General features: G+C 58.7%; 14 protein-coding genes. 9 read left to right on the top strand and 5 right to left on the bottom strand.

Annotation, left to right across the window (positions count from 1 at the left end; genetic code table 11):
• Positions 1-158: 158 nt before the first annotated feature.
• From ACTNBU_RS11750 to ACTNBU_RS11735, 4 genes are all read right to left on the bottom strand, one after another.
• Positions 159-566: an RbsD/FucU family protein gene (locus ACTNBU_RS11750; RefSeq protein WP_441034180.1), complete on the bottom strand. Its 408-nt coding sequence runs from the start codon at positions 564-566 to the stop codon at positions 159-161.
• A 13-nt stretch (positions 567-579) separates the two neighbouring features.
• On the bottom strand, positions 580-1,047 hold the full coding sequence (locus tag ACTNBU_RS11745; protein ID WP_441034182.1) for an SIS domain-containing protein: 468 nt from the start codon (positions 1,045-1,047) through the stop codon (positions 580-582).
• A gap of 174 nt (positions 1,048-1,221) precedes the next feature.
• On the bottom strand, positions 1,222-2,220 hold the full coding sequence (locus ACTNBU_RS11740; RefSeq protein ID WP_441034178.1) for a ribokinase: 999 nt from the start codon (positions 2,218-2,220) through the stop codon (positions 1,222-1,224).
• A 46-nt stretch (positions 2,221-2,266) separates the two neighbouring features.
• Complete coding sequence (locus ACTNBU_RS11735; RefSeq protein WP_441034176.1) at positions 2,267-3,040, bottom strand: IclR family transcriptional regulator; 774 nt, start codon at positions 3,038-3,040, stop codon at positions 2,267-2,269.
• Positions 3,041-3,323: 283 nt separating this feature from the next.
• On the opposite strand from ACTNBU_RS11735, the gene ACTNBU_RS11730 reads away from it, so the two are divergent.
• The 8 genes from ACTNBU_RS11730 to ACTNBU_RS11695 all read left to right on the top strand — a co-directional run bounded on the left by ACTNBU_RS11730 (position 3,324) and on the right by ACTNBU_RS11695 (position 8,758).
• Positions 3,324-3,770: a YhcH/YjgK/YiaL family protein gene (locus tag ACTNBU_RS11730; RefSeq protein WP_441034174.1), complete on the top strand. Its 447-nt coding sequence runs from the start codon at positions 3,324-3,326 to the stop codon at positions 3,768-3,770.
• A 30-nt stretch (positions 3,771-3,800) separates the two neighbouring features.
• Positions 3,801-3,995: a TnpV protein gene (locus ACTNBU_RS11725; RefSeq protein ID WP_441034172.1), complete on the top strand. Its 195-nt coding sequence runs from the start codon at positions 3,801-3,803 to the stop codon at positions 3,993-3,995.
• Between the two features lie 138 nt (positions 3,996-4,133).
• Positions 4,134-4,610 carry a pyridoxamine 5'-phosphate oxidase family protein gene (locus ACTNBU_RS11720; RefSeq protein ID WP_441034171.1) on the top strand — a complete coding sequence of 159 codons (477 nt, stop codon included), beginning with the start codon at positions 4,134-4,136 and terminating at the stop codon, positions 4,608-4,610.
• Positions 4,611-5,092: 482 nt separating this feature from the next.
• Positions 5,093-5,305 carry a FeoA family protein gene (locus ACTNBU_RS11715; protein ID WP_441034169.1) on the top strand — a complete coding sequence of 71 codons (213 nt, stop codon included), beginning with the start codon at positions 5,093-5,095 and terminating at the stop codon, positions 5,303-5,305.
• Between the two features lie 100 nt (positions 5,306-5,405).
• Positions 5,406-5,627 (top strand): FeoA family protein, encoded by a 222-nt coding sequence (locus ACTNBU_RS11710; RefSeq protein ID WP_441034167.1) that lies wholly within the window; start codon positions 5,406-5,408, stop codon positions 5,625-5,627.
• 275 nt (positions 5,628-5,902) lie between these two features.
• Positions 5,903-8,116 carry a ferrous iron transport protein B gene (gene feoB / locus ACTNBU_RS11705; RefSeq protein WP_441034165.1) on the top strand — a complete coding sequence of 738 codons (2,214 nt, stop codon included), beginning with the start codon at positions 5,903-5,905 and terminating at the stop codon, positions 8,114-8,116.
• A gap of 16 nt (positions 8,117-8,132) precedes the next feature.
• Entirely contained in the window at positions 8,133-8,267 is a 135-nt protein-coding gene (locus ACTNBU_RS11700; protein WP_441034163.1) for a FeoB-associated Cys-rich membrane protein, read from the top strand.
• A 92-nt stretch (positions 8,268-8,359) separates the two neighbouring features.
• Positions 8,360-8,758 carry a metal-dependent transcriptional regulator gene (locus ACTNBU_RS11695; RefSeq protein WP_441034161.1) on the top strand — a complete coding sequence of 133 codons (399 nt, stop codon included), beginning with the start codon at positions 8,360-8,362 and terminating at the stop codon, positions 8,756-8,758.
• 136 nt (positions 8,759-8,894) lie between these two features.
• Here the strand turns inward: ACTNBU_RS11695 and ACTNBU_RS11690 are convergent, their stop codons facing one another.
• Complete coding sequence (locus tag ACTNBU_RS11690) at positions 8,895-10,412, bottom strand: 4Fe-4S dicluster domain-containing protein (RefSeq protein WP_441034159.1); 1,518 nt, start codon at positions 10,410-10,412, stop codon at positions 8,895-8,897.
• Positions 10,413-10,621: 209 nt separating this feature from the next.
• Between ACTNBU_RS11690 and ACTNBU_RS11685 the strand changes: the two genes are divergently transcribed.
• Positions 10,622-10,825: hypothetical protein (locus ACTNBU_RS11685; protein WP_441034157.1), on the top strand; the 204-nt coding region annotated here is incomplete at its 3' end.

Here is a 10,825-nt window from a genome sequence, read left to right as displayed (position 1 = left end):
CGATTCCACGATCCAGCTTCCCTCGTTCAAGCATCTTTCATCACCCATGCTTATTTTACCATATAAATGCGAAAAAGCCCAGCTATGCTCGACTTTTTCGACAGCCTGCGGACCGGGCAGAATTGCCCGGTCCGGTCTTCATTTTGGCTGTTTCGTCCTTACGCCACGCCAACCGTGATGAGGATGTTGGCGAAGGTGCGCTGCTCGCCGGTGGAGATGGCCAGCCGCAGGGTCTTCTCCCCGCAGGCGTCGTAGAACTCAAACCGGCCCATCTTGCCCAACTCCATGCCGCCCAGCATCTTCCGGAACTCCCCGAAGATCTCCGGCTCGCTCCCGTCCGCGGGCTCCATCACCTGGGCGCTCTCAATGTTGATGACGCTCTGCAGCGTCTCCAGCACGTCCGTCACCGTGGACAGGCCCGGACGCAGTCCCAGCCACACCTTCTCCGCCTCGCCCGTCTTGGACGCCAGCGGATAGTTGCCGTCGGCGATCAGGACCTTGTCGCCGTGGCCCAGCAGGGGCACCACCCGCATCAGCTCCGGATGGATGCACTTTCCCGTCAGCATTCCCCAGCCCTCCTTACTTCTCGTTCTCCCGCAGCTGGCCCAGCTTTCCGCCGGGATGGCAGCGGACGTACTTCACAGGATCCCAGTCCTTCTCCACCTGGAGCGCCACGGACAGGGCCTGCAGCGTCAGCAGCTCCGCCAGCACGGAGTTCCGGGGCGCACGGTTCAGCGGACCGCCCTCCGCCTTCACACCCGCGAACAGGAACGCGTCCGTGTTCTTAGCCAGCCAGCTCTCCGGATTGCCGGACACGCCGATGACCTTGCAGCCGTTGTTCTTCACCGCCAGCACCGTGGCCTTCAGCTCCCCGGTCTCGCCGGAGTTGGAGATGGCGATGACCACGTCGCCTGCCGCCAGCTGGCCGCAGGAGCCGTGGACCGCCTCCGTGCCGTGGAGATAGTAGGCAGGGTTGCCGGTGGAGGAGAACAGGGAGGCGGCGTAGGTGGACACGTGGCTGCACTTGCCAATGCCGGTGACGTGCAGGTGCCCGCCGTTCTTCTGGGACTCCAGAATGATCTCCGCCGCCTTCTCATAGGTGTCCGCGCTCAGCTGGTCGGCAAAGGCCGCGAACTCGCTCTTGGCGCAGGACAGAAAATCCGTGACGGCCTGCTTGCTCTCATTTTCAGCATATGTATCGTTCCTTTCTGTGATCGATCCTTATTTCAGCGCGTCCAGCTCCCTGGGATCGAAGCCCTGATAGCTCCGCTCCATCAGCAGCGCCTGCACCTCGCTCACCGTGGGCAGGCTGGGCATGGCGCCCATCCGGGATACCGTGATGGCCGCCGTGTGGCTGGCGAAGGCCAGCGCTTCGCCCTGGGGCAGTCCGGCGCACAGGCCCGTGCAGAACGCCGCCACGAAGGAGTCGCCGGCGGCGGTGGGATCCGCCACATGGGGCATCTTCACGCAGGCGGTGTGGTGGATGCCGTTCTTGCCCGCCACGATGGAGCCGTTCTCGCCCAGGGTGATGATCAGGTTCTCCACGCCTCTGGCCTGGAACGCCTCGGACACCGCCTGCACGTCCTCCATGTTGACGCCGCTCTCGTCCGCCCGCAGGGGATGGTCCGCGATGATGGCGGCCTCATGCTCGTTGGGAGAGAGGTAGGTGGCGCAGGACAGCAGCTTGGCGGAGATGGGCGCCGCGGGCGCGGGGTTCACCATGACGGGCACGCCCGCCTCGTGGGCCCAGCCCGCCACGGCCTCGATGACCTCCATGGGCAGCTCGAACTGCATCATCAGCAGGTCGTAGTTTTTGATATCCTCCTTCAGCCAGGCCACGTCTTCCACCGTCAGGGTGAAGTTGGCGCCGGGGCAGACGGTGATCCGGTTCCGGGCGCCGTGCTCCGTCACCTCCAGCAGGATATGGCCCACGCCGGAGGACTCGTTCTTGTCCACCGCCACATGGGACACGTCCACACCGGCGGCCGCGGCGGTGTCCGTCATGATCTTGCCGAAGGCGTCGTCGCCTACCTGGCCCACCATGGTGACGTGGGCGCCCAGACGGGCGCACTGCACTGCCTGGTTGGCGCCCTTGCCGCCCGGCGCGGTCTGGAACTTCAGTCCGATGATGGTCTCACCCGATTTCGGTGCCTGCTTCGTGGACGCGATCAGGTCCATCATGAAGCTGCCCACTACCAGGATCTTTGGTTTTTTCAGCATAAGGGTTCTCCTCCTTATCATTCACGCCATTCGGCGTATTGGGTACTCAGCGATAGATGCGGTCCTTCATCCGCAAGGCGGTATCCGTCAGGATCTTGGAACACTCCAGCAGCTTGGCGTCCGTCATGGACTGGCTGGGGCCGGAGATGCTGATGCCGCCCACCAGCGCTCCGGAGGAACTGTATACCGGCACGCCCACGCAGCGGACATTCTCCTCCCGTTCACAGTTGTCGATGGAATAACCCCGGCGCCGCGTCCGCCACAGCTCGTCCATGATGGCGCCGTAGTCGGTGATGGTGGAGGCGGTGTATCTGTGGGGTTCCGCCGGGATCCGCTGGGGCCACTCCTTCTCCGGCATGGCGGCCAGAATTGCCTTTCCGATGCCCGTGCAGTACAGCGGCGTATGCTCGCCCAGCATATCCCGATAGGGCAGCTCCCGCATCCGGTCGATGGGATGAGCCACATACAGGTAAAGGATCTCCGTGCCGTAGGGCAGACCGAAATAGACGATCTCGCCCACCCGGGTGGCGGTATCCAGCAGCAGGTCATAGACCGCCTTGGGATATCCCAGGTGCTGGTTGATGATATACGCGAATTTCAAAAATTGGAGTCCCAGCGTGTACTTGCCGTTGGGCAGCTTTTCCACATAGCCGCTCTTCTGGAACGTGGACAGGATATTGTGGGCGTTGCTCTTGGTGATGCCGTTCATCTCCGCCAGCTCCGTCACGCCCAGTTCCGGCGTCTGAACGGTAAAGCACTCCAGAACATGCAGTGCTTTCGCCAATGATTTCACTTTCGGCTCCTGTTCTGGTACTCCCATTCCATACGCCTCCCCGTTCTCTATTAAAGAACGCCTGTTCTCAATACATTACAAATTATATAAACTCTATGAATTTTATACAAGTGCATTTTTTTAAAATCGTCATTTTTTGCAACGGATCGTTTCTTCTGACCGAATTTTCAGTGAATTGTTTCTTTATATGGAACATGGTTTTGGAATTTTAGGAATATTGCGTCTTTCGATTTTCCATAATTTAACATACTCCTCTTTACAGAATTCCTTTGATACCATATAATAGCAAAAAAACAAGGAGGTTATTGCGATGATCTATGATACGCTTGATCATGTGGATACTTACCGCGGCATCAGCAGCCGTCTGGCTCTGGGACTGGACTACCTGCGGAACACGGACTTCTCCCAGGTGAAGGATGGTGAATATGAGCTGGATGGCCGGGACGTGTTCGTCCGCATCAGCCGTTACACCACCAAGGAGGAAAATCTGACGCCGGAGGCCCATCGGGATTATATCGACATTCAGTTCCTGATCCAAGGCGCCGAGCTGATCGGCGTCGCCCCGCTGTCGGAGATGACGGAGGAAGTAGACGGCCGTCCGGAAGGGGACATCTGGTTCTATCACGGCCCCGCGAAGGAGCTGCTGCTCAGCGGAAAGTCCTTCATGGTGTTCTTTCCCCAGGACGCCCATGCCCCCTGCATCGCACCGGAAGCTCCCGCCCCGGCCCGCAAGTGCCTGATTAAAGTAAAGATCTGATCTCAACAGAGCGCCCGGACCAATAGGCGGTTGTTCGTAAAACAGTATTGTGCCGAGATCAACGAAGCAGCACGAAGCCGCATGGAGCTGATCGCGCCGGAGCTGGCAAAGCAAAACAGTATGGCCGAAAAGCTGAAAGCCGAAAACCAGATGGAATGGTACGGCAGAGGAATGCTTGCAAGGCACAGGCCAAAGAATGTGAAAATGGAATTGATTTACGATTGAGCGAGGAAGTCCGGGCAGAAAAACTGTTCGGACTTTTCTCATTTCTTGCCAAAGTTGCGGTAGAATTGTTCACAGGGTTATGGTATAATTTGCGCAAGCAAAATGAACGACATATCGGAATTTGTGGAGGTAAGTTTAATGTTTAGAACAATTCGAAAAAAGAAAAATGAAATCAGTATAGATGCAGCAAAAGAACTGCTTCGTTGTTCTCGACGCGGCATTCTGGCAGTTAATGGTGATAATGATTATCCCTATGCGATACCAATAAATTATCTGTATGATGAAAACGCACATAAGATTATTTTTCATGGAGCGAAAGCAGGTTATAAGGTGGATTGCTTGAAAGCATGTGACAAGGTTTGCTTTACTGTATGCGGTAATGAAAGCATTAAAGAAGAATCGTGGGCACCTTTTCTTCAAAGTGTGGTTGTCTTTGGACGATGCCATTTAGTCGAAAATCAGGAAGACATTATTAAGCTTGTAAAGAAGTTTGCGATGAAGTATTATCCTAATGAAAAGATGGTAGATGAAGAAGTGGCATCATCTGGAAGGGCCGTTCAGATGTTTGAAATCGAAATAGAGCACCTTAGCGGAAAAGAAGTACAGGAACGATAAATTCATATTTGCCGGGGAGTTGAGCAAAAGAAAAAATCCCTTTAGGAACTAAAGGGCGCACTTCTATACTCTCCATCGAGAGTAGTGCGTCCTGCGGAGTTTCATTATCCGTCAGCAGGAGAAAACTGCTTGACCTCAAATGCTGGGTCACTTTGTTCCGTCAAGGTGGCTACAACCCCCTTGCGCCGCTAAAGCGGCCATCCCCTGTGTACTTGCTGCGGCCAATCGGTTTTGACAAAGCGTTCGCCGCCTGCAAGTTTGAAGATTAGACAGAAATAAATCCTCCGTATGATCTAAGCCATACGGAGGATTCACTGTTTTACGAGCACCGCCCTATGTCCGGGCGCAATTTTTTCAAAAAGCAGTCTTGACAAGAGCGGTTAGTGATGATAAACTGAATAGCAATTTCAGGGTTAGAAGATTCTAACCCTTGTTTTTGGCAGAAAAGTTAGTTTTATCTAACTTCCGAGGGAGGCAAGGATATGATGCCGCTGACAATGGCGAAGGCAGGAGAGACGGTCACCATCCGCAAGATCTCCGGCAAAGATGAGGTGCGCCAGCACCTGGCGGAGCTGGGCTTCGTGGTGGACAGTGACGTGACGGTGGTCAGCGAGATTGCCGGAAATCTGATCGTACAGGTGAAGGAGAGCCGGATTGCCCTGGACAAGACCATGGCAAACCGCATCATGATCTGAGACGCGCCCTGATCCCAACGCCGGAACAGGGCTTCCGTGCTGTGCGGCACGGTTTGATGTGTTCAAGTGAACTGAAAATTCAGACAGGAGGAGAGCGAATATGAAAACACTGAAGGAAGCGAAGGTGGGCGAGACTGTCACCGTAGTGAAGCTCCATGGCGAGGGCCCGGTGAAGCGCCGCATCATGGACATGGGCATCACCAAGGGCGTGGAGATCTTCGTCCGCAAGGTGGCGCCGCTGGGAGACCCCATGGAGCTGAACGTCCGGGGCTATGAGCTGAGCGTGCGCAAGGCGGACGCGGAGATGATCGAAGTCGGGTAAAGAGGGGATTTCATCCCTCCTTTGCCCGCAAGGGTCACGCCGCATCCGTAAAGCAGCAAAGCCGCTAACGGCTGCGCAGTAGATTCCCCACACCAGTCTGCGGACTGGTGCGTGCACCCCAAGGGTGCACAGGTCGGGGTATTTTTGCCACGTACACGCCGCGGCAAAAATGATTGAACATATTTGCCGCAAAGCGGCAAATATCGGGGCGGTGAAAGGCCGCCTTTGATTCAGTACAAAAGTTAGTTTGAGCTAACATTTGAAAGGAGAGCGCTATGGAACTCAAGATCGCGCTGGCGGGCAATCCGAACTGCGGCAAAACCACGCTGTTCAACGCCCTGACCGGTTCCAATCAGTACGTGGGCAACTGGCCCGGCGTCACAGTGGAAAAGAAGGAGGGCAAACTGAAGGGACACAAGGACATAGTCATTCAGGACTTGCCCGGCATTTACTCCCTGTCCCCCTACACCCTGGAGGAAGTGGTGGCCCGGAGCTATCTGGTGAACGAGAAGCCCGACGCCATCCTGAATATCGTGGACGGCACCAACATTGAGCGGAATCTGTATCTCTCCACCCAGCTCATTGAACTGGGTCTGCCGGTGGTGGTGGCCGTGAACATGATCGACCTGGTGCGGAAGAACGGCGACACCATCGACCTGGTCAGGCTGGGCAGCGCCCTGGGCTGCGAAGTGGTGGAGATGAGCGCCCTGAAGGGCGAGGGCGGCATGGAGGCAGCGGAGAAGGCGGTGGCTCTGGCCCAGAACCGCAAGGCCGGCGAGCTGCCTCACGTGTTCACCGGCAGCGTGGAGCACGCCCTGGCCCACATTGAGGAGTCCATCCAGGGCAGGGTGGAGGAGGGCTACCTCCGCTGGTACGCCATCAAGCTCTTCGAGCGGGATTCCAAGGTCCTGGAGGACCTGCAGCTGGACAAGGAGCTGGCGGAGCATCTGGAGGCCCACATCGCCGACTGCGAGCGGGAGCTGGACGACGACGCCGAGAGCATCATCACCAACCAGCGGTACGCCTACATCAACGGCGTGGTGAGCAAGGCGGTGAGGAAGAAGGCCCCCAAGGGCAGCCTCTCCGTCTCCGACAAGATCGACCGGATCGTCACCAACCGGATTCTGGCCCTGCCCATTTTCGCGGTGATCATGTTCTGCATCTACTCCATCGCCATGGGCTCCTCCATCGCCGACGGCGGCGCGGGCATCGGCACCTTCGGCACCGACTGGGCCAACGACGTGCTGTTCGGAGAGATCGTCCCCGGCTTCTTTGACGGCATTCTCACGTCCCTGGGCGTCTCCGGCTGGCTGTACGGTCTCATCATGGACGGCATCGTGGCCGGCGTGGGCGCGGTGCTGGGTTTCGTGCCCCAGATGCTGGTGCTGTTCCTGCTGCTGGCCATTCTGGAGGATGTGGGCTATATGGCCCGCGTGGCGTTTATCATGGACCGCATTTTCCGCCGCTTCGGCCTCTCCGGCAAGAGCTTCATCCCCATGCTGGTGGCCACCGGCTGCGGCGTCCCCGGCATCATGGCCTCCCGGACCATCGAGCAGGACCGGGATCGGAAGATGACCATTATGACCACCGGCTTCATCCCCTGCGGCGCGAAAATGCCCATCATTGGCCTGTTCGCCGGCGCCGTGTTCGGCGAGTCCCCCTGGGTGGCCACCTCCGCCTTCTTCATCGGCATTGCTGCCGTCATCCTCTCCGGCATTATGCTGAAGAAGTTCCGGGCCTTCGCCGGGGAACCCGCCCCCTTCGTCATGGAGCTGCCCACCTATCACGCGCCCTCCGCCGGCAACGTACTGCGGGCCACCTGGGAGCGGGGCTGGTCCTTCATCAAGCGGGCCGGCACCATCATTCTGCTGAGCTCCATCATCCTGTGGTTCCTCCAGGGCTACGGCTTCACGGAGGCCGGATTCGCCGCCGTGGAGGACAACAACGACTCCCTGCTGGCCGCCATCGGCAGCGCCATCGCCTGGATCTTCTATCCTCTGGGCTGGATGGGCGACATGGCCTGGAAGGCCACCGTTGCCACCATCACCGGCCTCATCGCCAAGGAGGAAGTGGTCAACACCTTCGGCGTGCTGTATCAGTACGCCGGCACCGCCGACCTGCTGGAGGACAGCCACGACATCTGGACGGCCATCGGCGCAGACTTCGGCGCCGTGACGGCTTACAGCTTCATGATCTTCAACCTGCTGTGCGCCCCCTGCTTCGCCGCCATGGGCGCCATCAAGCGGGAGATGAACAACACGAAATGGACCCTGGGCGCCATCGGCTACATGTGCGGCTTCGCCTATGTGGTGTCCATGATCGTCTACCAGCTGGGCGGCCTGATCACCGGCGAGGCGGTGTTCGGCCTGTGGACCGTGGTGGCCATCGCTGCCCTGGCCGCTATCCTGTACCTGCTGTTCCGCAAGGGCTACAGCGCGGATGGCGAGACCCATCACCTGACCTCCGTGGCCGCCGCGGAGATGAAATAAAGAAGGAGGACCTGCAATGTCCGGTATTTTGGGAGATGTGATCGTGCTGGCGGTGCTGGCCGTGGTGGTGGCGCTGGCGGTGCGGTCCCTGCGGAAGTCCCGCAAAAAGGGCTGCGGCGGAGACTGCTCCAAATGCGGCGGCTGTCATTGAGTGAACGATCCAAGTGAACGATTCAGGAAGCAGGCACGGGTGGAGGAAGCCGTCCGTGCTTCCTTCCATTTCAGAGGACGGGGGATGGAAGAATGGAATTACGGGTATCTCATCTGCGGTATCTGCTGGTGATCTACGAGCTGGGACAGACGAAGCCGGATGTGGGCACGGCGGATATCGCAAAGGCGATGGACTGCTCCAAGGCGTCTGTCACCAACATGATGTCCACGCTGATGGAGATGGGCCTGCTGGTGCGGGAGCGATACGGCAAGATCTATCTGACGGACGTCGGGTTCCTTCTGGCGAAGGACATGTTCCGGGCGGTGGAGGCACTGAAAGCGCGGCTCCCGGCCCTGGGCCTGGAACTGACGGACGGCGAGACCAGAGAGCTGACCCACACCCTGGCCATGAGTCTGCCGGAACGGTGCCTGCGGAAGCTGGCGGGCAGAGAGCCGGGCATCTGGGAACAGTGGCGGAACAGGAGCGTTTGACCCGGGACAGACAGCGAATGTCCCCTCTCCGTTTCCGCAAGCAGGAGAGGCGAAAAAGGAGAGGACCGTTTGGTCGGTCCTCTCCTTTTTATATGTCTTCTTCTGTTTTTAACGGATGTCCATGTCCGGCCGCTGTTTACTCCTCGACCTCTTCCAGCTTGGACTTGAAACTGCTCTCCATGGCGCTCTTCTTCGGTGCGGCGGCCTTGTACTTCTCCACGTTGGCCACGCTGGTCTTCACCGGCGTGATGGTGCCGGCGCCGGCCACGCAGCCACCGGGACAGCCCATGCCCTCCAGCAAATAGCCGTTGCGCTTGCCGGCCTTGGCCATCAGCAGCATCTTTTTGCACTCCTTGAGACCGTCGCCGTATTCGATCTTGATCTCACGGCCGGGATCGATCTCGTGGATAGCCTCCACCACGGCGGCGGCCACACCGCCGCCCACGGCAAAGCCGCGGCCCGCGGCAGAGCCCTCGGTGAAGTCGTCCTCCGGATTCTCCTCGATCTTGGAGAAGTCCACTTCCTTGGCATCGAACATGCCCTGGAGCTCCTCAAAGGTCAGCACGAAGTCCACGTCGGAGCGAACGGACCGGCGGTTGGCCTCCAGCTTCTTGGCGGCGCAGGGTCCGATGAAGCAGATGCGGGCATTGGGATGCTCCTTCTTCACCATGCGGGCGGTGATGACCATGGGTGTCAGAGCCATGGAGATATAGTCCTTGAACTGCGGGAACAGCTTCTTTGCCATGACAGACCAGGCGGGGCAGCAGGACGTGCCCATGAACGGCTGGTTCTCCGGCACGTTCTTCAGGAAGTCATTGGCCTCTTCAATGGTGCACAGGTCCGCGCCGATGGCCACTTCCACCACGTCCTTAAAGCCCAGGATCCGCATGGCAGCCTTCAGACGGGCGGGCGTGGCATTCTCGCCGAACTGGTTGACGAAGGCGGGGGCCACGCAGGCGATGACCTCCTGGCCACGCTTGATGGAGTTGATGATCTGGAAGATCTGGCTCTTGTCGGCGATGGCGCCGAAGGGGCAGTTCACCAGGCACATGCCGCAGGAGACGCACTTGTCATAGTCGATCTTGGCCCGGCCCAGCTCGTCAGAGCCGATGGCGTCCATGCCGCAGGCGGCGGCGCAGGGCCGCTCGATCTTGCTGATGGCACGGTAGGGGCACTGGTTATAGCACTTGCCGCACTTGACGCACTTGCTCTGGTCAATGTGGCAGTGCTTGTCCTTGTCCAGATAGATGGCGTCCTTGGGGCAGACGTTCATGCAGGGGTGGGAGATGCAGCCCTGGCAGCTGTCGGTGATGCGGATCTGCTTGGGCGGGCAGGCGTTGCAGGCATAGGGGATGATGTTGACCAGAGGCTCCTCGAAATACTTCTGGTCGGTGGCGGCCTCCTGGATCTGGGCGCTGAGGGGCGCCCGGGGACCGTTGGGCGTCAGGCTCATGCCCAGGGCCAGCCGGACCCGGGCGGCAATGACGGCCCGCTCCTGGAAGACGTCATGGCGGTACTTGGCCACCTCGCCGGGGATCATCCGGTAGGGGATCATGTCCACCCGGTTCAGGTCCCCGCCCTCATAGGCCAGACGGGCCACTTCTGTAAATACGCCGCGGCGGATATCGTCCACCGCGCTGTGTACACCTCGCATAGTTTCTCTCCTCCATCTATACTCCCGCGGCTATCTGTTCCGCAGGTACGATTCTGCCTGAATTATATAGAAATCGCCCAAATATTGCAAGATGTGTTCCCCCCAAAAAGACATTTTCCCAGAAATTTGTCATTCTTGTCATCTGTTCCCTCAGGCTATCCTGATCATTCCGCATGGACTCCGTCATTTTTCACAATGCCTGAATTGTCATGTCCATTTCCGCCGGCTTTCCGCACGGAAAAGGGGCCATGCAGAGCATGGCCCCTCAGCTTGTCGAAAAACCCTGTCTGAAGGAAAAGAGGCCTTTTTTGCAGGGGGAGTACGAGGGGGCGGGAGCCCCCTCGTGTTGGATTGAATGCCTGCAAAAAGCCTGTGTCAGCAGGCGTTTGCGCCGCGCAGCGGCAGCTTTTCGG

Origin of the sequence: Dysosmobacter sp. HCP28S3_G4, from assembly GCF_052065175.1 — a bacterium.
Taxonomy (GTDB): domain Bacteria; phylum Bacillota; class Clostridia; order Oscillospirales; family Oscillospiraceae; genus Oscillibacter.
Note: the sequence above shows the minus strand (reverse complement) of the source record. Positions and strands in the feature narration are given on the sequence as shown.

What these genes read in the sequence shown, in the direction of transcription:
- ACTNBU_RS11750 (WP_441034180.1), bottom strand. Translation starts at nt 566, where the DNA reads ATGCTGACGGGAAAGTGCATCCATCCGGAGCTGATGCGGGTGGTGCCC.
- ACTNBU_RS11740 (WP_441034178.1), bottom strand. Translation starts at nt 2,220, where the DNA reads ATGCTGAAAAAACCAAAGATCCTGGTAGTGGGCAGCTTCATGATGGAC.
- ACTNBU_RS11735 (WP_441034176.1), bottom strand. Translation starts at nt 3,040, where the DNA reads ATGGGAGTACCAGAACAGGAGCCGAAAGTGAAATCATTGGCGAAAGCA.
- ACTNBU_RS11730 (WP_441034174.1), top strand. Translation starts at nt 3,324, where the DNA reads ATGATCTATGATACGCTTGATCATGTGGATACTTACCGCGGCATCAGC.
- ACTNBU_RS11720 (WP_441034171.1), top strand. Translation starts at nt 4,134, where the DNA reads ATGTTTAGAACAATTCGAAAAAAGAAAAATGAAATCAGTATAGATGCA.
- ACTNBU_RS11715 (WP_441034169.1), top strand. Translation starts at nt 5,093, where the DNA reads ATGATGCCGCTGACAATGGCGAAGGCAGGAGAGACGGTCACCATCCGC.
- ACTNBU_RS11710 (WP_441034167.1), top strand. Translation starts at nt 5,406, where the DNA reads ATGAAAACACTGAAGGAAGCGAAGGTGGGCGAGACTGTCACCGTAGTG.
- feoB (WP_441034165.1), top strand. Translation starts at nt 5,903, where the DNA reads ATGGAACTCAAGATCGCGCTGGCGGGCAATCCGAACTGCGGCAAAACC.
- ACTNBU_RS11700 (WP_441034163.1), top strand. Translation starts at nt 8,133, where the DNA reads ATGTCCGGTATTTTGGGAGATGTGATCGTGCTGGCGGTGCTGGCCGTG.
- ACTNBU_RS11695 (WP_441034161.1), top strand. Translation starts at nt 8,360, where the DNA reads ATGGAATTACGGGTATCTCATCTGCGGTATCTGCTGGTGATCTACGAG.
- ACTNBU_RS11690 (WP_441034159.1), bottom strand. Translation starts at nt 10,412, where the DNA reads ATGCGAGGTGTACACAGCGCGGTGGACGATATCCGCCGCGGCGTATTT.